General features: G+C 59.9%; 13 protein-coding genes. 9 read left to right on the top strand and 4 right to left on the bottom strand.

Translation table 11 applies throughout. The annotated features are described in order from the left end of the window. The first annotated feature begins 360 nt into the window (after window positions 1–360). Complete coding sequence (locus PQR27_RS21830; RefSeq protein WP_408525736.1) at window positions 361–2,208, top strand: leukocidin family pore-forming toxin; 1,848 nt, start codon at window positions 361–363, stop codon at window positions 2,206–2,208. 66 nt (window positions 2,209–2,274) lie between these two features. Here the strand turns inward: PQR27_RS21830 and PQR27_RS21835 are convergent, their stop codons facing one another. Continuing rightward, entirely contained in the window at window positions 2,275–2,406 is a 132-nt protein-coding gene (locus tag PQR27_RS21835; RefSeq protein WP_408525737.1) for a hypothetical protein, read from the bottom strand. Between the two features lie 592 nt (window positions 2,407–2,998). Between PQR27_RS21835 and PQR27_RS21840 the strand changes: the two genes are divergently transcribed. The 4 genes from PQR27_RS21840 to PQR27_RS21855 all read left to right on the top strand — a co-directional run bounded on the left by PQR27_RS21840 (window position 2,999) and on the right by PQR27_RS21855 (window position 10,861). Beyond that, the gene (locus PQR27_RS21840) at window positions 2,999–4,033 is read left to right on the top strand and encodes a M14 family zinc carboxypeptidase (protein ID WP_408525738.1); all 1,035 of its coding nucleotides are present in this window, start codon (window positions 2,999–3,001) and stop codon (window positions 4,031–4,033) included. Continuing rightward, complete coding sequence (locus PQR27_RS21845; RefSeq protein ID WP_408525739.1) at window positions 4,030–4,815, top strand: alpha/beta fold hydrolase; 786 nt, start codon at window positions 4,030–4,032, stop codon at window positions 4,813–4,815. Before PQR27_RS21840 ends, PQR27_RS21845 begins: the two co-directional genes overlap by 4 nt. A gap of 146 nt (window positions 4,816–4,961) precedes the next feature. Beyond that, window positions 4,962–9,803: an NAD-glutamate dehydrogenase gene (locus PQR27_RS21850; RefSeq protein ID WP_408525740.1), complete on the top strand. Its 4,842-nt coding sequence runs from the start codon at window positions 4,962–4,964 to the stop codon at window positions 9,801–9,803. A 152-nt stretch (window positions 9,804–9,955) separates the two neighbouring features. Next, entirely contained in the window at window positions 9,956–10,861 is a 906-nt protein-coding gene (locus PQR27_RS21855) for a cation diffusion facilitator family transporter (RefSeq protein ID WP_408525741.1), read from the top strand. Window positions 10,862–10,973: 112 nt separating this feature from the next. Here PQR27_RS21855 and PQR27_RS21860 read toward each other — a convergent pair whose 3' ends face one another. Next, window positions 10,974–11,954 carry an aldo/keto reductase gene (locus PQR27_RS21860; RefSeq protein WP_408525742.1) on the bottom strand — a complete coding sequence of 327 codons (981 nt, stop codon included), beginning with the start codon at window positions 11,952–11,954 and terminating at the stop codon, window positions 10,974–10,976. A gap of 247 nt (window positions 11,955–12,201) precedes the next feature. Between PQR27_RS21860 and PQR27_RS21865 the strand changes: the two genes are divergently transcribed. Continuing rightward, entirely contained in the window at window positions 12,202–13,275 is a 1,074-nt protein-coding gene (locus tag PQR27_RS21865) for a purine-nucleoside phosphorylase (protein WP_408525743.1), read from the top strand. A gap of 952 nt (window positions 13,276–14,227) precedes the next feature. Here PQR27_RS21865 and PQR27_RS21870 read toward each other — a convergent pair. Both PQR27_RS21870 and PQR27_RS21875 read right to left on the bottom strand, forming a co-directional pair. Then, a complete protein-coding gene (locus PQR27_RS21870; RefSeq protein ID WP_408525744.1) occupies window positions 14,228–14,533 on the bottom strand; it encodes a DUF4148 domain-containing protein in 306 nt (101 codons plus the stop codon). A 202-nt stretch (window positions 14,534–14,735) separates the two neighbouring features. Continuing rightward, on the bottom strand, window positions 14,736–15,740 hold the full coding sequence (locus tag PQR27_RS21875) for a LysR family transcriptional regulator (protein WP_408525745.1): 1,005 nt from the start codon (window positions 15,738–15,740) through the stop codon (window positions 14,736–14,738). Window positions 15,741–15,913: 173 nt separating this feature from the next. Between PQR27_RS21875 and PQR27_RS21880 the strand changes: the two genes are divergently transcribed. The 3 genes from PQR27_RS21880 (at window position 15,914) to PQR27_RS21890 (ending at window position 21,269) form a co-directional block, all read left to right on the top strand. Then, complete coding sequence (locus PQR27_RS21880; protein ID WP_408525746.1) at window positions 15,914–16,768, top strand: alpha/beta hydrolase; 855 nt, start codon at window positions 15,914–15,916, stop codon at window positions 16,766–16,768. Between the two features lie 45 nt (window positions 16,769–16,813). Then, window positions 16,814–18,022, top strand: coding sequence for an efflux RND transporter periplasmic adaptor subunit (locus tag PQR27_RS21885; protein WP_408525747.1), 1,209 nt, complete (start codon window positions 16,814–16,816; stop codon window positions 18,020–18,022). A 61-nt stretch (window positions 18,023–18,083) separates the two neighbouring features. Continuing rightward, window positions 18,084–21,269, top strand: coding sequence for an efflux RND transporter permease subunit (locus tag PQR27_RS21890; protein WP_408525748.1), 3,186 nt, complete (start codon window positions 18,084–18,086; stop codon window positions 21,267–21,269). The last annotated feature ends 2 nt before the right edge of the window (window positions 21,270–21,271 follow it).

Raw genomic sequence — 21,271 nt, forward strand, 5'->3', positions numbered from 1 at the left:
GGCGATGCTAATCCGTGCGTCGCGAAGCGTGCGACGTGACTTGTCGATCTGGTGTGGGATGTCGTGCGAATGATGGCGGTAGATCTGAAACCTGCGGCACTTTAGCGCTTTCAAAAAACTTCACGTTGGCTAACTATGCGTTAATGAAATGTAGAAATGCATCGCTACCGAATACTTACACGTTTTATCCGGACAAAGTCGCCGTGCCAGAAGTCAGTGGTTCTATTAAGCGTGGGATTTTAAATCAAAGAAATACCGTTTGATCGCGTTAGTTTGCTCGGGTAATCCGTACAGGGTCAACCATGATTTCCAGTCGGCAAAAATTGAGACGTGGGTTCCGTCTATATTTCAGGATTAAAAGTGAAAGAAGCGAAAATTATCAGATTGGTAGGGTCTCTACTATTGATGTGCGGACTCGCCATCTCGACGGCCAAGGCCGGGAGCATGGATATAAAGGTATCCCCGGTCGCGGCCGTGTTCAATAAATTTGATTCGCTGAAATTGAATGGCATCTATTACATTGGTGAGTCAAATCTTGATGATATCAAGGAATTGTCGAAAATCAGGGGAATGATTTTTGATGAAGGACGCCGATATTTTATTGATTTCAGCAGGTTGAGTGCGTCACGAAAGAAAGAAGCGAGGCAGGCTCTCGAACAGGCCCTGGGGGTTAGTTTTCCTGATAACTGGTTATTTATTGGTCAGTACAAAAATGAGCTCATTTATACCCCGCTCCGCAGCCTGGATGACCCTGCCTTGGAAGTCGCAGTCAATCGCAGTGAAAAACAGGCGATGCCACCAAGGAACAAGCGGAACTTGACCACTGCGCCGATTGCGAATCAACCGACGCTTCCTCACGTATCATTTTATGTGGATGTCAATCGCCGGATTAGCGATAAAGAATGTACGTTTCCGAACTCGATATTTTGGAAGCACGGTAGCCGGAGTTTTTGTAAAAATGCCAATATATCGCTTGTCTATCGTGTAAATTTAATCCGCTCGCTTGTATTCGGATCAGGAGGATCTTCAACGCCAGATGCAAAATTGGTCCGGATCTCGCTGGATGATCAATCGACGGGGGCGGGAATTCAGCTGAACGATCGGGACCTGACCTGGAGGAGAAGCACCGCAAACTATGCGGTCATGGATGGATGGGAGGCCGGTCATTCAACGGATGCGATTGCAAAAGATTACACTTTTACGCTCAAGGCGATTGACGGTGCGGCAAAAAATGGCCAATCCACATCCATTCTGAAAACGTATCCAGCTTCAAACCTGAATGTAAAATATGAGAACAGGGATATTTCTGGCTTCGAAATTGGTGTTACTGGCGGGATTGAAGTGAACAAGGATGGCCCGAAAGCAAAATTGGAACCCAGATTTTCATATAAACAGGATCGATGGTTGACTTATCACACAGAGGATTATCGCGTCGTGCGGTCGTCGCCCAATGAAAAACAGGTTTCATTTGTGTGGGAGCGACAGCAATACCCCACTGCCGATTCACTATTGAACGTAAAAACCAGTCCGATATGGGATACGTTTTACCCAATTGATAGAACGCGAATTAGTCCGATTGGGTACAGGGGATTTACGCCGAATTTTGATGTGATTTTCAAGGCGCCGCCTGATGCAAAAGGAGTGACAACATTCTCCATGCAATCATCAGTTTTGTTGTGGGCAATTTACGATGGGGTCTATAAGCATTATTATCTGGTTGGTTCTCACAAATCATACCAGGGACAGGATGGCTGGCAAAAATATCGAAGAATCTCGGAATTTTCATACTTTGACGTGAACTGGAATCACCCGGTTTTTACTGGCGGGCGCCCTGTCAATCTTCAATTGGGCGGGCAAAATAATGCCTGCATCGCATTTGGTCAGGAGGGCCGGGTGACTGTGGAAACCTGCGATCTAAAAAGTCACGCGCAGTCGTTCATTTACGATCAGTACGGTCGATATGTGAGCGCGAGAGATACCGGAAAATGTCTGGACGGTAACGACTTGCGATTATTTAGATCGTGCGATGCGAGCTTGAGTCAGCGCTGGAAGTGGAAGGGTAATTCTGAAATGTTGGAGAACGATTATCTCAAGAGTAGCTTTCTGGCGTACAACGCGAGTAACAACCAGGTTACCCTTGCCAGTTCAAGCTCCCCGAACGTAAGCATGCGGATACTCACAAAACATACGGACATATTCAGTAGGTAAGCCCACATGTTCTGCCTGTTTGAAATTGACCGATGACGCGGGGGATTTGGCTACGGGCTCTTTCGCTCACTGCGATGCCTCTGCAAGCAGGTTGGCCGCCTGGCTTGCCGTAATACAGCTCGCAACGCCCTTCGCATCGAGTGCGATCATCTGGGACAAGTTGCAGGCGCATTCGAGTTCCTGCTGACAACGCTTCATCGTGTCCACCAGCAATTCAAGGCGCGTCTAACGGCGTCGTCCTTCTTCGACGGTGATAGTAGGATTCCTGCACATATAGAATGAAAGTGTGATCAAGGTATTCAGTTGATCGGAGATGAAGCCAGGCCTCTCGTGATCGGCGTGCAGGCGCAGCTCACAAAACACCTCGAGCTGTGAGGTAAAGAGCCCTGGCAGTGAGCCTCGAGGCTACAAGGTGGGGAGAACTCCGTCGAACCTGTCGGGCCGATGCCAGGGGAAAGGTCCGAGTGACTAGCGGGTCTTCGTACTCGTGAGCCCGCCTTGTTACCGACGTGGACGTGAAGTCGATGCCGACCGGCAGGAGCAGGATGAATCGAGAGGTTCATGTCTGGTTCTGTGAGAGCTTAAGAGGCGGTTGCTCTGGGCGACTCGATCCATTGACTATCGACGTGCAGCAGCAGACGCTCTGCCGACTGTCGAACGAAAAATGACACCCGTATGACACGATTCGCATGAGCGTCAGTTGGCCGCGCATGATTGCATGCAGCCAGGCTATATTGCGTCATTCCGGTGTGCCGTCCCCAATAACCTTGCAGTTCCCTTCGGCGTCGTCATGCAGCCTTTGAGCTTCCTTCCCGACAGTTTTGCGGAGTACGAAGATCTCAGGGCGATCCTCGAGCAGGGCAGCGCCAGCTTCGAGATCCGGACCGTCTGCGAGACGGCAGTGCGCGGCCGGCAATTCGCCGTGTACACCGCGAGTATCGGATCGACCGACCCGCACGCACCGGCCATCGGCTTTTTCGGCGGCATTCACGGGCTCGAGCGGATCGGTTCGCAGCTCGTGCTCGACTACATGCGCGCTTTGCTGGCGCGGCTCGAATGGGACGAACTGCTGGTGCGGCAGTTGCAGTCGATTCGTCTGATCTTTATGCCGATCGTCAATCCGGGCGGCATGTGGGCATCCACGCGCGCCAATCCCAACGGCGTCGATCTGATGCGCAACGCGCCGCAAGATGCCGACGAGCGCGTGCCGCTGCTGGCGGGCGGGCAGCGCGTGGGCGCGTGGCTGCCGTGGTATCGCGGCGAGCGCGGCGCGCCGATGGAACCGGAAGCCGCTGCGCTCCTGAATGTGGTCGAAACCGAACTGGCCGCGCGGCCCCTGAGTATCGCGCTCGATTGCCATTCCGGGTACGGCTGGAGCGACAGCATCTGGTTCCCCTATGCGCGCACCCGCAAGCTGATGCCGCATCTGCCGGAAATGTACGTGCTGAAAACCATGTTCGAGCGCGCGCATCCGCATCACGGCTACGCGTTCGAACCGCAGAGCCATCAATATCTGTTGCATGGCGATCTATGGGACTGGGCGTACGACCGCGCGCCGGCCGCCAACGTATTCCTGCCCATGACGCTCGAACTCGGCTCGTGGCTGTGGATCAAGAAGAACCCGCGGCAGCTGTTTTCACGTCAGGGCATGTTCAATCCGGTGAAAGCGCATCGCACCGAGCGCGTGTTGCGGCGTCACGCAAATCTGCTCGACTTTCTGGCGCGTGCGGCGTTCTCGTCGCAGCGTTGGCTGCCGCAAGGCAATCGTCGCGAGCAACTGCTGCAAAGCGCAATCGATCATTGGTATCAAACGGAACGCGCATGAGCACGTGGATTCTGTTGCGCGGACTGACGCGCGAAACGCGCCACTGGGGTCGCTTGCCGGATGCGCTGCGTGACGCGGCAGGCGGCGGTAACGCTGAGCGCCTGCTGCTGCTCGATCTGCCGGGTAACGGCGAGTTCGCGAACCTGCGCGCGCCGGCGGCTGTGGCGGATATGGTGGGCTTTGTGCGGATTGCTGCTTTGCAAAGCGGCGTGGCCGGCCCGTATCGCTTGCTGGCGATGTCGCTCGGCGGCATGGTGGCGACCGATTGGGCGCAGCGGCATCCCGGCGACATCGAGCGGCTCGTGCTGATCAATACCAGCATGCGGCCGTTCAGCCGCATGGCGGAACGACTGCGCCCATCGGCATGGCCAGACTTGCTCGGGGTTGCGGCGCATTGGCGCGACGCGCCGCGCGCGGAAAGCGGCATCCATCGGCTGACATGCAACAACGTGCAGACGCTCGGCGCCGATCTCGACGCATGGGGTGAGATTCGTCGCAGTGCGCCGGTGAGCCGCGGCAATGCCTGGCGGCAACTGTGGGCGGCGGCGCGCTTTCGCGCAGCGGCCGTGAAGCCGGCGTGCCCTGTATTGATCCTGTCATCACGCGCGGACAAACTGGTGAACCCCGTGTGTTCGGCGAAGCTCGCGGCCGCCTGGGGCGCCACGCATCGCGAGCACCCATGGGCCGGCCATGATCTGCCGCACGACGACCCGGTCTGGACCAGCGAACAGGTCCAGGCATGGTTGAAGCCGGACGCGGGCGACGCGGGCGCCACGCTTTAAACGGCGCGACAGGTGCCAGGCGGCAGCGGGTATAACCTAAGTGCGCTCGCGCGTCGCTTTCCGGCCAGCAGGTGCATAATTCCCGTTCAGACGATGCATGCGAATCAAGCGATACTCGCTCTTGCCACCCGCCAGGGGAGCTCATCATGCAAGCAAAGAATGAAGAAGCCGTCACGCACCTCCTGAACGACGTCATCGAATTTGCACGTGGGCGATTGCCCGAACCGGCCTTCCAGGTCGTCGAACCTTTTCTGCGGCACTACTACGATTTCGTCGACGCCGACGATCTGCAAAGCCGCGCAATCGCAGATCTTTACGGCGCGGCGCTCGCTCACTGGCAAACCGCGCAGCGCTTCGTGCCAGGCAGCGAAAGGCTGCGTGTCTATAACCCGATTCTCGAACAGCACGGCTGGCACTCCGATCATACGGTGATCGAAATCGTCAACGACGACATGCCGTTTCTGGTCGATTCGGTGTCAATGGCGGTCAACCGCCTCGGGCTCGCGCTGCATTCGGTCGTGCATCCGGTGTTCCGCATCTGGCGCGGCCCCGACGGCAGCATCACGCGAGTCGGCCAGGGCGCCGAAGATGCATCCGATACACGCTCGCAGCTGGCTTCGTTCATTCACTTCGAAGTGGACCGTTGCGGCGACGCTGCAAAGCTGGATGGGCTGCGCGACGAGATCGCCAAGGTTCTGCGCGATGTGCGTTCGGCCGTGGAGGACTGGCCGAAGATCGTCGAGCTGGCGCGCGTCACCATCAAGGGCATGAAGGCCGGCGAGGCGGGCCCGGAAGGTGTGGAAGCGCGCGCATTCCTCGAATGGATGGTGGCCGATCATTTCACCTTTCTCGGCCAGCGCGACTATGAACTGGTGCAGCACGGCACCGGCTTTGCATTGCGCGCGGTGCCGGGCTCCGGCCTCGGCATCCTGCGCGACGCGTTGCGTCCCTCGGGGGCAGCCGAAGTGACGCCGCTGCCGCCCGCCGCGGCCGATATCATCACCGGTTCGTCGCCGATCTTCCTGACCAAGGCCAACTCCCGGGCGACCGTGCACCGGCCCGGCTATCTGGACTATGTCGGCATCAAGCTGACCGGTGCGGACGGCAAGGTGACCGGCGAGCGGCGTTTCATCGGCCTGTATACGTCCACTGCCTATCTGGTATCGGCCACGGAAATTCCAATCGTGCGGCGCAAATGCGCGAACATCGTGCGGCGTGCGGGCTTCCTGCCCAAGGGGCATCTGGCGAAATCGCTGGTGACGGTACTCGAAACCTATCCACGCGACGAACTTTTTCAGGCCGAGGAAAACCAGCTCTACGATATTGCGCTCGGTGTACTGCGTTTGCAGGAACATCAACGCACGCGCCTGTTCGTGCGGCGCGACCGCTTTGACCGTTTCGTGTCGTGCCTGGTGTTCGTGCCGCGCGACAAGTACAACACCGATCTGCGCCAGCGCATTGCCAATCTGCTGGCCGACGCGTTCAACGGCGCGAGTGTCGAATTTACGCCGTTGCTCTCGGAGTCGACACTCGCGCGCATTCACTTCGTCGTGCATGCGAAGCCGGACGGCATGCCCCATGTCGATACGCGCGAACTCGAAGCGCGGCTCGTGCAGGTCACGCGCCGCTGGCAGGACGATCTCGCCGACGCGTTGCTCGATGCTTTCGGTGAAGAGCAGGGCAATCGCCTGCTGCAACACTATGCCGATTCATTCCCCCCGGGCTACCGCGACGACTATCCGGCCCGCACGGCCGTGCGCGATATCGAACTGATCGAGCGCGTGCAGGGAAGCGAGCGGCTTGCCATGAACCTGTATCGGCCGATCGAAGCGGGGCCGCGCTCGTTTCGCTTCAAGGTCTATCGCGCGGGGCAGCCAATCGCGCTATCGCGCAGCTTGCCGATGCTCGAGCATCTCGGCGTACGTGTGGATGAAGAGCGGCCGTATACGATCGAAGCGCTGGATGCCACGCCTGCGTGGATTCACGACTTCGGCCTCGAACTCGCTGACGATGCCGAATTCGATATCGAACGCGTCAAGGACCTGTTCGAAGAGGCGTTCGAACAGGTATGGACCGGCAGCATCGAAAGCGACGATTTCAATCGTCTCGTGCTGCGCGCGCAATTGAATGCGCGCGAGGTGACGATTCTGCGCGCCTATGCCAAGTACTTGCGTCAGGTGGGTTCGACCTTCAGCGATGCCTATATCGAACGCGCGGTGACCGGCAATCCCGCGATTGCCCGCATGCTCGTCGAGCTATTCATTGCGCGCTTCAATCCGGTGTTCGGCGACACGCGCGAGGCGCGCGTGGACGGCTGGCTGAAGACGATCGACAGCGCGCTCGATCAGGTGCCCAATCTCGACGAAGACCGGATCCTGCGGCAGTTTCTCGGCGTCATCAAGGCGACGCAACGCACCAACTACTATCGCTTCGACGCCAGCGGACAACCGAAACCGTATCTGTCGTTCAAGTTCAATCCGGCCCAGGTGCCGGGTTTGCCTGAGCCGAAGCCGATGTTCGAAATCTGGGTCTATTCGCCGCGCGTGGAAGGTGTGCATTTGCGCGGCGGCCGTGTTGCGCGTGGCGGGCTGCGCTGGTCGGATCGGCGCGAGGACTTCCGCACGGAGGTGCTCGGCCTGATGAAGGCGCAGATGGTGAAGAACGTGGTGATCGTGCCGGTCGGCTCCAAGGGCGGTTTCGTGGTGAAGAACCCGCCGCCGCAAACGGATCGCGATGCGTGGATGCGTGAGGGCGTGGCGTGCTATCAGACGTTCCTGCGCGGTCTGCTCGATCTGACGGATAACCTCGCGAACACCGTTGTCGTCCCGCCGCCCGACGTGGTGCGGCACGACCCCGACGATCCCTATCTGGTGGTCGCGGCGGACAAAGGCACCGCGACGTTCTCCGACTTCGCGAACGCCATTTCGCAGGAATATGGTTTCTGGCTCGACGACGCGTTTGCGTCCGGCGGTTCGGTCGGCTATGACCACAAGAAGATGGCCATCACCGCGCGCGGGGCATGGGAGTCCGTCAAGCGCCACTTCCGTGAAATGAGCGTCGACACCCAGGCCACCGATTTCACGGTAGTGGGCGTCGGCGATATGTCGGGCGATGTGTTCGGCAACGGCATGCTGTTGTCGCCGCATATCAGACTGGTGGCCGCATTCGATCACCGGCATATCTTTCTCGACCCGAATCCCGATCCTGCGGTAAGTCTTGCCGAGCGCGGGCGCCTGTTTGTGCTCGACCGCTCCAGCTGGGCCGATTACGATCCCTCGCTGATCTCGGCGGGCGGCGGCGTGTTTCCGCGTAGCGCCAAGACGATTCCCTTGTCCGCGGCCGTGCAGTCGGTGCTCGGGATCAGCGCGCCGGCGCTCGCGCCGGCCGAACTGATGCGGGCGATTCTGCAGGCGCCGGTCGATCTGCTCTACAACGGCGGTATCGGCACCTATGTGAAGGCGAGCCGCGAAACCCATTTGCAAGTGGGCGACCGCGCGAACGACGCGATCCGTGTCAACGGTGCCGATCTGCGCTGCAAGGTGGTGGCGGAAGGCGGCAATCTTGGCCTGACGCAATTCGGGCGCATCGAATTCGCGCAGCGCGGGGGCCGCATCAATACCGATGCGATTGATAATTCCGCGGGTGTGGATTGTTCGGACCACGAAGTCAACATCAAGATTCTGCTGGGTCTCGTTGTCTCTGACGGTGAAATGACCGAGAAGCAGCGCAATGCATTGCTCGCCGAGATGACCGATGAAGTTGGTTTGCTCGTGTTGCAGGACAACTATTACCAGACCCAGGCGCTATCGATTGCGGGCCGATATGGCGTCGAGTTGCTCGATGCCGAAACGCGCCTGATGCGTTACCTCGAACGCGCCGGCCGCCTGAATCGCGTGATCGAATTTCTGCCGACCGACGAAGAAGTCGCGGAACGGCAGGCCGCGAAACAGGGCCTGACTTCGCCTGAACGCGCGGTATTGCTCGCCTATAGCAAGATGTGGCTGTACGACGCACTGCTCGACTCGACGATGCCGGAAGACCCGCTCGTCAGCGACATGTTGATCGAATATTTCCCCAAGCCGTTGCGGCAGCGCTTTAGCGAACCGATGCAGCGCCACCCGTTGCGGCGCGAAATCCTTGCCACGCATCTGACCAATGCGTTGGTGAATCGCGTGGGGTGCGAGTTCGTGCATCGGCTGATGGAAGAGACCGACGCGCAGCCCGGCGATATCGTGCGCGCCTGCATCATGGCGCGTGACGTGTTCGATCTCGACGAAGTGTGGCGCAGTATCGACGCGCTCGATAATCGCGTGGCCGACGACGTGCAGGCGCGGATGTTTGTCGAAGTCGCGCGGCTGGTCGAACGCTCGGCGCTCTGGTTCCTGCGGCAATTGCAATCGGGTGCGGTAAGTGCCGGCGACATCGCCGGTCTGCTCGCGCGGTGCCGCGATGCCGCGCAACGCCTTGCATCGCAATGGCCCGCGCTCCTGCCGACGGCCGAGCTGGAGGCGCTGTCGGAGCGTCAACGTGTACTCGTGGATGCGGGCGTCGATAGCGAACTGGCGGTGCGGATCGCGAGCGGCGAGATTTCGGCGGCGCTGCTCGATATCGCCGAGGTGGCCTCGACCTGCGGGCGCAGTCTCGAACTCGTGGCAGGCGTGTACTTCGCGCTCGGCACGCTGTTGAACTATCGCTGGATCGGCGAGCGCGCCTCGGCACTGCCGGCGCCTACTCACTGGGACATGCTGGCACGCGCCACGGCGCTTGCCGAACTGGCGCGTCTCAAACGCGCGCTGACCACCAGCGCGCTGGCCGATGCCGATGAAGCGTCGACGCCGGATGCGCTGGTTCAGAGCTGGCGCGAGCGGCGCTCCGCGCCACTCGAACGCTACACGCGATTGCTTGCCGACCTGCGCGCGACCGGCGGCGCGAGCCTCTCGATGCTGCTGGTGATCGTGCGTGAGATGGCCGCGCTCGAGAGGCTGTAGCACGCTGCGCGGGAGCGAGGGCGGACCGCACGGGTTCGTCCTCGCGCGGTATAAAAGCGCGTTGGTTGGACGCATGCCGCTTCGCATGTCCATAATACGGACTATTGCCTGCCGGAAGCTCCCCGAAAACTCACGGATAACGATCAACGACGATGAAAGAAGAATCGCCGAAAGCCATTTTCTATGCGCTCGCCGCCAACCTCGGTATCGCCATCTGCAAGTTTGCTGCTGCCACGTTCACGGGTTCCGGCTCGATGTTCGCCGAAGCCATTCACTCCACGGCAGATTGCGGCAATCAACTCCTGCTGTTATTCGGTCTGAGTGAAGCGCGCAAACCGGCGAGCCCGTTGCATCCCATGGGTGGCGGGCGTGAAATCAACTTCTATTCATTGCTGGTGGCGCTGCTGCTGTTTTTTGTCGGCGGCGCGTTCTCGGTGTATGAAGGCGTGCACCGGTTGTTCGCGCGCGAGCCCTTGCAGTATGCGTTTGTGGCGCTGGTGGTGCTCGGCGTTTCTGTCGTGCTGGAAGCGCTTTCCTTGTGGGGCGCGGTGAAGGAAATCCGCAAGTCTCACCCGGACAAAAACATGTGGCGCTGGTTTCGCGAAACGCGCGAGTCCGAATTGCTGGTCGTGGCCGGCGAGGATATTGCCGCATTGGCGGGCCTCGCGATCGCTTTCGTCGCCGTGTTGCTGACGATGGTGACCGGCAATCCCGTGTACGACGCGTTGGGTTCGATCGGCGTGGGCGTGTTGCTGATGGTGATTGCGTGGCTGGTGGCGCGGGAAGTGAAATCGATGATCGTCGGCGAATCGGCGAGCCCGGAAGTGCGCCGGGCGATCGAGGCGCATTTGCGTGCGCGCACTGAAATCCGCAGCATCATCAATATGATCACGCTGCAATGGGGCCGGCATGTGGTGGTGGCCGTGCAGGCCGAAATGATCGACTACGCAAGCGGACGCGCGATGGTGGACGCGATCAACGTGATCGAAGCCGACCTGCAGGCGGCGTTTCCGCAAGTGCGCTGGGTGTTTTTCGAACCGGACGTGCCGCGCGTTTGAGATTGTGACGCTTTGCCGGGACCGCGCGCACGGATGAATGCGGCGCGGTCGTCGAGCCTGCCAACGCGTGGGCAGGCCTGCTCAGGCCTGCATTTGCCAGTGGATGAGGTGCCTAGTTGAAACCGGCTACCGCGTGCGGCACATACAGCTCTTCGAGTTGACGCACTTCGTCCTCGCTGAGATGTAGTGACAGTGCTGCGACTGCATCGTCCAGATGATGCAGTTTGGTCGCACCGACGATTGGCGCGGTGATCGGCTTTTTCTGCAGCACCCACGCCAGCGCGACTTGTGCATGCGGCACGCCGCGTTCCTTCGCGATCTGACCGACCCGTTCGACGATGCGGCGGTCCGCGTCTTCCGTTTGCGCGTACAGTGTGCGGCCGAACTGGTCGGTTTCGGAGCGTGCGCTTTCGGTGTTCCAGTCACGCGTGAGGCGCCCGCGTGCCAGCGGGCTCCACGGAATCACGCCGATGCCTTCGCTCTCGCACAGCGGCAGCATTTCGCGTTCCTCCTCGCGGTACAACAGATTCACGTAGTTTTGCATTGTCACGAAGCGCGTCCAGCCATGGCGTTCGGCGACATGCAGCGCTTTGGCGAACTGCCACGCGTACATTGACGATGCACCGATATAACGCGCCTTGCCCGCCTTCACGACATCGTGCAGGGCTTCCATGGTTTCTTCGATCGGTGTGCCGTCATCCCAGCGATGGATCTGATAGAGATCGACGTAGTCGGTGCCGAGGCGCCTGAGGCTGTTATCGATCTCCGCCATGATCGCCTTGCGCGACAGGCCCGCGCCGTTCGGCCCCCGGTGCATGCGGCTATTCACCTTGGTGGCGAGCACGATTTCATCACGCCTGGCAAAGTCCTTGAGCGCACGGCCGACGATTTCTTCACTGGTGCCGTCCGAATAGACGTTTGCCGTGTCGAAGAAATTGATGCCGTGATCGAGCGCCTGCTTGATGAAGGGGCGGGCGGCTTCATCGTCCAGCGACCAGGGGTGTGTGCCGCGAGCGGGCACGCCGTAACTCATGCAACCGAGACAGAGACGCGATACATCGAGGCCGGTGCGGCCGAGTTTCACATAGTCCATGGTAATGCTCCAGGATTGAGTGCACAACGTGTGCACAGAGACAGTGCGTGCAGCGAACCCTCAATTATAGGAAGCGAAGGGGCGACATTGGCAAGCGAATCCGCGTGCTTTGCTGAGCGCGATTTGACAACGCGATGAGAAATTGCGCATCGCGTCGTGGCAATTCAATTCTTCGCACCTATACTTCTTTCGGCTTGAAAGCAGCACCTTCTCCCAATCTGCATCACAAGCAAAAGGAAGGAACACAATGCTGACTCGCACATTTGGCGCATTGTCCGTCATTACGCTGGCGGCGTGCGCGGCCTTTTCATCCGGCCCTGCCAGCGCGGACGACAACGATGGTTTCTGGCAGGGCGACGGCGGTTCGCACGGGCGCCCCGTCAAGGTGATGATCATTTCGATGTTCGGACCGGAGGGGCAGGTGTGGCTCGACCGGCTGGGGCCATGGCGTGAGATTGCCGTAGATGGATTGTCGCCCGATTACCCTACAGTTCATTGCAACAGGCAGGACGTATGCGTCATGACCACTGGCATGGGGCATAGCAATGCGGCTGCGTCGATCATGGCGCTGACGTTTTCGCCGCGATTCGATTTGCGGCACACGTACTTCATGGTGGCCGGGATAGCCGGGATCGATCCGCAGCAGGGGACGCTCGGGTCCGCTGCGTGGGCGAAGTATCTGGTCGACTTCGGGATTCAGTGGGAGATCGATGGGCGGGAGATTCCGCCTGGCTGGAATACGGGCTACCTGGGCATCAACACCAGGAGTCCTACTGATAAGCCGCCGCTTGATTATCGGACGGAGGTGTTTCAGTTGAATACGCGGCTTGCCGATGCGGCGTTTGCCTTATCGCACAGCGTGGTACTTTTGGACAGTGAGCCGGCTCAGACTGCGCGGGCCAAGTATTCATACGCGCCGGCGAACCAGCCGCCTACGGTTATTCAATGCGATACGTTAGCGGGTGACACCTGGTGGTCCGGGACGCTGCTTGGGCAGCGGGCTCGGGAATGGACCAGGATTCTGACCGATAACAAGGGCGTGTATTGCACCACGCAGCAGGAAGATAACGCGACGTATGAGGCGCTCAAGCGCGCGGCTTCCGTGCATAAGGTTGATCTGAACCGGGTCGCGGTGCTAAGGGCTGGGTCGGATTTTGATCGACCCTATGATGGGCAGAGTAGTGCTGATAATTTGCTGAATTATGCTGCGCAGGGTGGGTTTACTATTGCTATTGAGAATTTGTTTCGGGCTGGGAATCCGTTTGTGCAAGATGTTGCTATGCATTGGGGGGAGTGGAAGGGGGGTGTACCTAAAAGGTAGGTTTTTGGCTTTGGCGGCGGCATTCCTGGTTCTGGCTTCTTGGGCCTTTCCTTGCTTTGTTGTTGGTTTATTAGCGTCGCCCCTGTGCGGGGCAGGCACCTACTTTTCTTTGCCCACCAAGTGGACTTCCTTCGGGGCGCAGCCGCAAAGAAAAGTAGGCAAAAGAAAGCGGCTCAAACCGCCAACATTTAAGTGAGTCCCCTGGCTTGGAGGGGATTGTGGTGCGATTAACGGATCACACCGTGGTCCATAAGCGCCAGTGACACAGCCGTCATCCGCTCCCACTCCGCACTGCGTGCGTCGCGGACGGGTCCATGAGGGAAACCATCGGCTTCGTTTGCGCGTGAGCGTGAGCCATCGGCTTCGCCTCCGCGACGCGCGGGGGCAAAGCCGGTGGTTTTAGATGTGCTGGCACCACGACCGAACCCAGCAGGTCACGCTAGGCCCGCAACGAGCCACCACGCCGGGCAAACCGCATTCGCAAAACCCGCTAGATGGTTTGATGAAGTACCGCGTCGGCGCGCGCAGCGCCGCCGGAGGTATGACGGCCTCGTCACCCAGGCGGGGAGGTGCGTAGGCTCGATCTCTACGGAGCCACTACACCCTCCAAGCCAGGGGACCCGCTTAAAAATTAGCGGTTGGAGCCGCTTTCTTTTGCCTACTTTTCTTTGCGGCAGGCAAAGAAAAGTAGGTGCCCCCCCGCACAGGGGGAACGCTAATAAACCAATAAGCAAACAAGGAAAGGCCAAAGAAGCCAGAACCAGGAAAATGCCGCCTGCCAAAAGGCAAAAAAAACCTTAGCTTACTTCTGCGGAGCCCGAAACGGCACCCAAGCCGCCGAATCCGTGCCCCAGTTATCCAGTTCAGAAGGAATCACATCAACCTCCTCGATAGAGAAAAAATAAACGGCGAAAATTTAGTTCGGAACCCATATCATTGAGGCGATTCCGCCTCACTGCCCCTTGGCAATCCGCACATCACCACTTGTGCCTTCCTGCAAGGCAATCCGTGCCGCTTGCGTTTGCCCAATCAAACCCTTATTCGGATAACTCGTGCGGTTCAATGACGGCAACGACCCATCGCGATACGCAGCGACCAGTTCAGCTTGAACTTCAGCACGGCTTTTGCCCGTTGTCGTCGGAGCCGGCTGGCTCTGATAGGTACCCGCACGACCAATGCCGCCACTGCTGCTCTGTGCAAAAACCGGCGCGCTGGCCAGCAGCGAAATAGCAAGACCTGCGATGAGTTGGCGTTTCATGATTCACTCCTGTCGATTCACTAGCAGCACACGCAGCGCTGCGACAGGGTGAAATGTAGGCTCAGAGGCAGTGCGGATAAATCGCACTTTCGCGAAATGAATTGTCGTGATTTCAGAACAATCGCGACAACTCAAGCAACCGCGGCATTAGTGCCGCGGTTGGAATTCACTATTCCATTTTCTGTACTTCAATAAACACAATTCAGGCGACCCATTCCGTTATCACCGGTGTATCCAGCGCCGGAGCAGATTCGCGCTCTTCAAATGTGCGCTTCGTACACGTCGCGTCAAGACTGCCTCGGCCACTCAACAATGGGCACCGGTCAAACAGCTCCGCAATCCAGTCTACGAAAACACGGACTTTAGGCGACAGATGGCGACTGTGCGGATAGACTGCGGAAATCGGCATCGGCAAAGGTTTCAGCTCGGGTAACACTTCAACCAGCTGACCCGAACGCAGATGCGGCAGCACCATGAAGAGCGCCGGCTGAATCAGGCCAAAGCCTTCCAACCCGCAAGTCACGTAGGCATCCGCGTCGTTCACCGACACAATGCTTTTCATCTTCACTTCAACTTCTTTGCCATCAACCAGGAAGGCCCAATCGAGCGTGCGCCCTGTGCGGCTCGAAAAGTAATTGACTGCTTTGTGATTCTCCAGGTCCTCGAGCGAACTCGGCACGTCGGCGCGCTCGATGTAGTCGGGGGACGCGCAGGTCACGCCCTCGAACAGGCCGATACGCCGGGCCACCAGCGAGGAATCCTGTAGCGCGCCCACCCGCACCACACAATCCACGCCTTCCTGCAGCAGATCGACGGGCCGGTCCGTCAAGCCAAGTTGCAGGTCGATATCCGGGTAGCGCTTGTGGAATTCACACAGCGAAGGAATCACCAGCAGGCGGCCAATCGACCCCGGCATGTCGATGCGCAGCTTGCCATGCGGCTTCTTGTTGCCGCTCTGAAAACTGGCCTCGGTCTCTTCGACGTCCGCAAGAATGCGCACGCAACGTTCGTAGTACGCGGCGCCGTCCGGCGTCAGCGATAAACGGCGCGTGGTCCGATGCATCAGACGCGTGCCGAGGAACGCTTCGAGGTTCTGAATGATGGTGGTAACCGAGGCGCGCGGCAGATCGAGCGTCTCCGCTGCACGGGTAAAGCTGTTGGTGTCGACGACGCGCGTGAACACTTGCATGGCCTGAAGCCGGTCCATTGCAAACCTCCAGAAGGGGCGGGCGCACTGAGCAGGAATCGAATCCGCAGAGCAATCGCCTTCGATTGTTCAGGGGCGCCGAATTGTGTTGCCGGATTATAGGCATTTATTTACGAGTCTGCCGAACCCACAATTCGCACCATTGAAGTTCTATGCGCATTGCGCGGCTCGACATGGATGCATTTAAACCGCCGTACTCCTTTGTGCCCGCCGCCAGCGGCCCGGCACAGACCGACAGCACGGCACTTGAAGTCACTGACGTGCAAATAGAGGGGCACGCTCAGGACATCACGTTGCGCCTGTATCGGCAGGCTCAGAAAACCGCACTGCCGGTATTGCTTTATTTCCACGGCGGCGGCTTCACAAAGGGTTCGATCGACCAGGCCGACTACGCCGCGCGGTATTTCGCAGAACACTTACCGGCTCTGGTGGCGTCGGTGGGTTATTCGCTGGCGCCGCAGTTTCCGTTTCCAGCGGCGCCGGAAGACGCGCATCGTGCCGCGCTCTGGGTCCAGACGCGGGCACGCGCGTTCGGCGGCAACAGCAAGAAGATCGGTGTGGCGGGCCACGATGCGGGCGGCCAACTCGCCAATTGCCTCGCCTTCATCGCGCGGGATCGCGGCGATGTGCGGATTGCCGCGCAAGCGCTGTTCGGGCCGATGCTCGATCCAAGCCTGACGCGTCTTGGCGACGAACAGCGGCTGGGCTCGGACATCACCGCGAAGGAATGCGCGGCGTGCTATCGCGCGTATCTGCCGCAAGCGTCGCAACGCATGCATCCGTATGCCGCGCCGCTCGAATCGTCACGTCTCGCGGGCTTGCCGGCCACGCTGATCGCGACGGCGCAAAACGATGTGCTGCATGTGGAAGCGGAGAAATACGCGAGCAGTCTGATCGACGCCGGTGTGCTGACCCAGGTGGTCCGCTATCCGAGCGTCTCGCACGCCGCGTTGGCCGACCATCCGCCCGCATTGCAGGAAGCGGTGCGATTTTTTCAGTGGCGCTTCGATGCGCGCGCCCATCGCTGAGACAGACATAAGCACAACTTTAATCAACGATACCGGGAGCTTCTCATGACTATCCTTCCTCTTTCCCGTCGCCGTGTGGCGATCGCTGCGCTCGCCGTCATCGTGGTGGCCGGGCTGGGCACGTTCGGCGCGATCCGCGTGGACGCAAGCTCGCCCGCTGCGCCGACCATCGTGCCGGAAGTCGATGTCGCCACCGTCGTGCAAAAAACCATCACCGACTGGCAGAGCTATTCCGGCCGCCTCGAAGCGGTCGAAAAAGTGGACGTGCGTTCACAGGTGCCGGGCACGATCGTGTCGGTCAATTTCAAGGACGGCGCGCTGGTGAAAAAAGGCGACACGCTGTTTGTGATCGATCCGCGCCCATACGCAGCGGAAGTCGATCGCGCCGAAGCGCAGCTCGCGGCGGCTCAGGCGCGCACGGGCTACACGCAAAGCGACTGGGAGCGCGCGCAACGCCTGATCGCCGACAACGCCATCGCCAAGCGCGATTACGACGAGAAGCAGAACGCCGCGCGCGAAGCGAGCGCCAACCTGAAGGCCGCGCAAGCCGCCGTCGAAACCGCGCGCATCAACTTCGGCTACACGAAGATCGTGGCGCCGGTGTCGGGCCGCGTCTCGCGTGCGGAGATCACCGTGGGCAACGTGGTGTCGGCCGGCGCAAGCTCGGCGCCGCTGACCACGCTGGTGTCGGTTTCACCGATCTACGCATCGTTCGACGCTGACGAACAGACTTACCTGCAATACCTGAGCCGCGCCAAAGATGGCAGCAAGGTGCCGGTGGAACTGGGTCTCGCAGACGAGAGCGGCTATTCGCGCAGCGGCACGATCGAGTCGGTCGATAACCGGCTCGACACCTCGTCCGGCACGATTCGCGTGCGGGCGCGCTTCGATAACGAAGATGGCGCGCTGATTCCGGGTCTGTATGCACGGGTGAAGGTCGGCGGCAGTGCACCGCATGCGGCCTTGCTGATCGACGACGCCGCAGTGGGCACCGATCAGGACAAGAAGTTCGTGCTGGTGGTCGACCAGAGCAATCACGTCGTGTATCGCGAGGTGTCGGTGGGCGGCTTGCAGGGCAATCTGCGGGTCGTCAAAGGTGGCTTGCAGGCCACCGACCGGATCGTCGTGAACGGCATCCAGCGCGTGCGCCCAGGCGACGCAGTGCGCGCTCACATGGTGCCGATGACGACCGATCAGGATCCGAACAGCGCGCCGCTCGCGCAGGCGCGTGCGAAGGCGGACAAGAATTCGTGAGCCGCATGAGCAGCGGTTTCATCGCTCACATGCATATGCGCTCCAAACTTAAGAGCTTTTCATGAACATATCCAAATTCTTCATCGATCGGCCAATCTTTGCCGGCGTGCTGTCGGTATTGATCCTGCTGGGGGGCATCATTGCGCTCTTCAAGCTGCCGATTTCGGAGTACCCGGAAGTCGTGCCGCCTTCGGTGGTGGTGCACGCGCAATATCCTGGCGCGAATCCGAAGGTGATCGCCGAAGCGGTGGCGTCGCCGCTCGAAGAGCAGATCAACGGTGTGGAGAACATGCTGTACATGCAGTCGCAAGCCAATAGCGACGGCAATCTCACGCTGACGGTGACCTTCAAGCTCGGCACGAACCCGGACCTCGCGACGCAACTGGTGCAGAACCGCGTCAACCAGGCGCTGCCGCGTCTGCCGGAAGACGTGCAGCGTCTCGGCATCACGACCATCAAGAGCTCGCCTACGTTGACGATGGTGGTCCATCTGATCTCGCCGAACAATCGCTACGACATGACGTATCTGCGCAACTACGCGCTGCTCAACGTCAAGGACCGGCTCGCGCGGATTCAGGGCGTGGGTGAAGTGCAGTTGTGGGGTTCGGGCGACTACGCGATGCGCGTCTGGCTCGATCCGCAGAAAGTCGCGCAACGCGGTTTGACCGCGACCGAAGTGGTCAATGCAATCCGTGAGCAGAATATTCAGGTGGCAGCCGGTGTGATCGGCGCATCGCCTTCGGTGCCGGGCACGCAATTGCAGTTGTCGGTGAATGCGCGCGGCCGCCTGAAGACCGAGGGCGAATTCGGCGACATCATCGTCAAGACCGCGCCGGATGGCGGCGTCACGTATCTGCGCGATATCGCGCGGATCGAACTCGCTGCGTCTGAGTACGGCCTGCGTTCCTTGCTCGATAACAAACCGGCTGTGGCGCTCGCGATCAACCAGGCGCCGGGCGCGAATTCGCTGGCGATTTCCGATCAGGTTCGTGCCGCGATGAAGGAGCTGGCGGAAGACATGCCGGCGGGCGTCGAGTACAAGATCGTCTACGATCCGACGCAATTCGTGCGCTCCAGTATCGAGGCTGTGATCCACACGCTGCTGGAAGCGATCGCGCTGGTGGTGATCGTCGTGATCGTGTTCCTGCAAACCTGGCGCGCGTCGATCATTCCGTTGATTGCGGTGCCGGTGTCGATCGTCGGGACCTTCTCGCTGCTGCTCGCGTTCGGCTTCTCGATCAACGCGTTGTCATTGTTCGGCATGGTGCTCGCGATCGGGATCGTGGTGGACGATGCGATCGTGGTGGTGGAGAACGTCGAGCGGAATATCGAAAACGGGCTCAGTGCGCGCGATGCGACGTATAAGGCGATGCAGGAAGTGAGCGGGCCGATTATCGCCATCGCGCTGACGCTGGTCGCCGTGTTCGTGCCGCTCGCCTTCATGACGGGTTTGACGGGCCAGTTCTACAAGCAGTTCGCGATGACCATCGCGATCTCGACGGTGATCTCGGCATTCAACTCGCTGACCTTGTCGCCGGCTTTGTCCGCACTGCTGTTGCGCAGCCATGGCGCGAAGGAAGACTTTCTGACGCGGGTGATGAATCGCGTGCTGGGCCGCTTTTTCAAGGGCTTCAACAAGGTGTTCCAGCGCGGCTCGACGGAGTACGGCCGTGGCGTGAAGGGCGTGCTGCGCCGTAAAGGCGCGATGCTCGCGGTCTACGCGATCCTGCTGGGTGCAACGGTGCTGATTTCGCGCGTCGTGCCGGGCGGCTTCGTGCCGGCGCAGGACAAGGAGTACCTGATTGCGTTCGCCCAGTTGCCTAACGGTGCCTCGCTGGATCGCACGGAAAAGGTGATCCGCGATATGAGCGCGATTGCGCTGAAGCAGCCGGGCGTGGAGAGCGCGGTGGCGTTCCCGGGTTTGTCGGTGAACGGCTTCACGAATAGTTCGAGCGCGGGCATCGTGTTCGTCACGTTGAAGCCGTTCAAGGACCGCGGCAACAAGAAGCTCTCGGCGGGTGCAATTGCGGGCGCGTTGAATCAACAGTATGGCGCGATCAAGGATTCGTTCGTCGCGGTGTTCCCACCGCCTCCTGTGCTCGGTCTCGGCACGCTTGGCGGCTTCAAGATGCAGCTGGAGGATCACGGCGCGGTAGGCTACGCGGAGTTGAACAAGGCCGCGGAAGCCTTCGTGAAGAAGGCGGCGCAAACGCCTGAACTTGGACCGACGTTCTCGAGCTATCAGATCAACGTGCCGCAACTGAACGTCGACCTTGATCGCGTGAAGGCCAAGCAGCTTGGCGTGCCGGTCACCGACGTGTTCAACACGATGCAGATCTATCTGGGCTCGCTGTATGTGAACGACTTCAATCGCTTTGGCCGCGTGTATCAGGTGCGGGTGCAGGCGGATGCGCCGTTCCGTCAGCGTGCCGACGACATCCTGCAACTGAAGACGCGCAATGCCGCCGGTGACATGGTGCCACTCTCGTCGCTGGTGACGGTGACGCCGACCTATGGCCCGGAAATGGTGGTGCGCTACAACGGCTATACCGCCGCTGACATCAACGGTGGACCGGCGCCTGGCTACTCGTCAGGACAAGCACAGGCCGCGGCGGAACGAGTGGCGGCGGAAACCTTGCCGCATGGCGTGAAGCTCGAATGGACCGACCTCACGTACCAGCAGATTCTTGCCGGCAACGCGGGCCTGTGGGTGTTCCCGATCAGCGTGCTGCTCGTGTTCCTCGTGCTGGCCGCGTTGTATGAAAGCCTGACGCTGCCGCTCGCGGTGATCCTGATCGTGCCGATGAGCGTGCTGTCCGCGCTGACCGGTGTGTGGCTCACGGGCGGTGACAACAATATCTTCACGCAGATCGGCTTGATGGTGCTGGTGGGCTTGTCGGCGAAGAACGCGATTCTGATTGTCGAGTTTGCTCGCGAACTCGAACATGACGGGCGTTCGCCTTTGTCGGCTGCAATCGAGGCGAGCCGCTTGCGTCTGCGGCCGATTCTGATGACGTCGATCGCTTTCATCATGGGCGTGGTGCCGCTGGTGCTGTCGAGCGGTGCGGGTTCGGAGATGCGTCACGCGATGGGTATCGCGGTGTTCTTCGGCATGCTCGGCGTGACGCTGTTCGGACTGATGCTGACCCCTGTGTTCTATGTGGTGTTGCGGACGCTGGCGGGTGGGACGATTCACGTCGCGCAGAAAGATGCGCCGCACTATGGCGCGCCGGCGACGGATGCTTGAGG

This window comes from Paraburkholderia fungorum, assembly GCF_046027215.1.
Classification (GTDB): Bacteria; Pseudomonadota; Gammaproteobacteria; order Burkholderiales; family Burkholderiaceae; genus Paraburkholderia; species Paraburkholderia fungorum_D.

What these genes read in the sequence shown, in the direction of transcription:
- PQR27_RS21870 (WP_408525744.1), bottom strand. Translation starts at nt 14,533, where the DNA reads ATGAAACGCCAACTCATCGCAGGTCTTGCTATTTCGCTGCTGGCCAGC.
- PQR27_RS21885 (WP_408525747.1), top strand. Translation starts at nt 16,814, where the DNA reads ATGACTATCCTTCCTCTTTCCCGTCGCCGTGTGGCGATCGCTGCGCTC.
- PQR27_RS21845 (WP_408525739.1), top strand. Translation starts at nt 4,030, where the DNA reads ATGAGCACGTGGATTCTGTTGCGCGGACTGACGCGCGAAACGCGCCAC.
- PQR27_RS21860 (WP_408525742.1), bottom strand. Translation starts at nt 11,954, where the DNA reads ATGGACTATGTGAAACTCGGCCGCACCGGCCTCGATGTATCGCGTCTC.
- PQR27_RS21850 (WP_408525740.1), top strand. Translation starts at nt 4,962, where the DNA reads ATGCAAGCAAAGAATGAAGAAGCCGTCACGCACCTCCTGAACGACGTC.
- PQR27_RS21835 (WP_408525737.1), bottom strand. Translation starts at nt 2,406, where the DNA reads ATGAAGCGTTGTCAGCAGGAACTCGAATGCGCCTGCAACTTGTCCCAG.
- PQR27_RS21865 (WP_408525743.1), top strand. Translation starts at nt 12,202, where the DNA reads ATGCTGACTCGCACATTTGGCGCATTGTCCGTCATTACGCTGGCGGCG.
- PQR27_RS21890 (WP_408525748.1), top strand. Translation starts at nt 18,084, where the DNA reads ATGAACATATCCAAATTCTTCATCGATCGGCCAATCTTTGCCGGCGTG.
- PQR27_RS21840 (WP_408525738.1), top strand. Translation starts at nt 2,999, where the DNA reads ATGCAGCCTTTGAGCTTCCTTCCCGACAGTTTTGCGGAGTACGAAGAT.
- PQR27_RS21875 (WP_408525745.1), bottom strand. Translation starts at nt 15,740, where the DNA reads ATGGACCGGCTTCAGGCCATGCAAGTGTTCACGCGCGTCGTCGACACC.
- PQR27_RS21880 (WP_408525746.1), top strand. Translation starts at nt 15,914, where the DNA reads ATGGATGCATTTAAACCGCCGTACTCCTTTGTGCCCGCCGCCAGCGGC.
- PQR27_RS21855 (WP_408525741.1), top strand. Translation starts at nt 9,956, where the DNA reads ATGAAAGAAGAATCGCCGAAAGCCATTTTCTATGCGCTCGCCGCCAAC.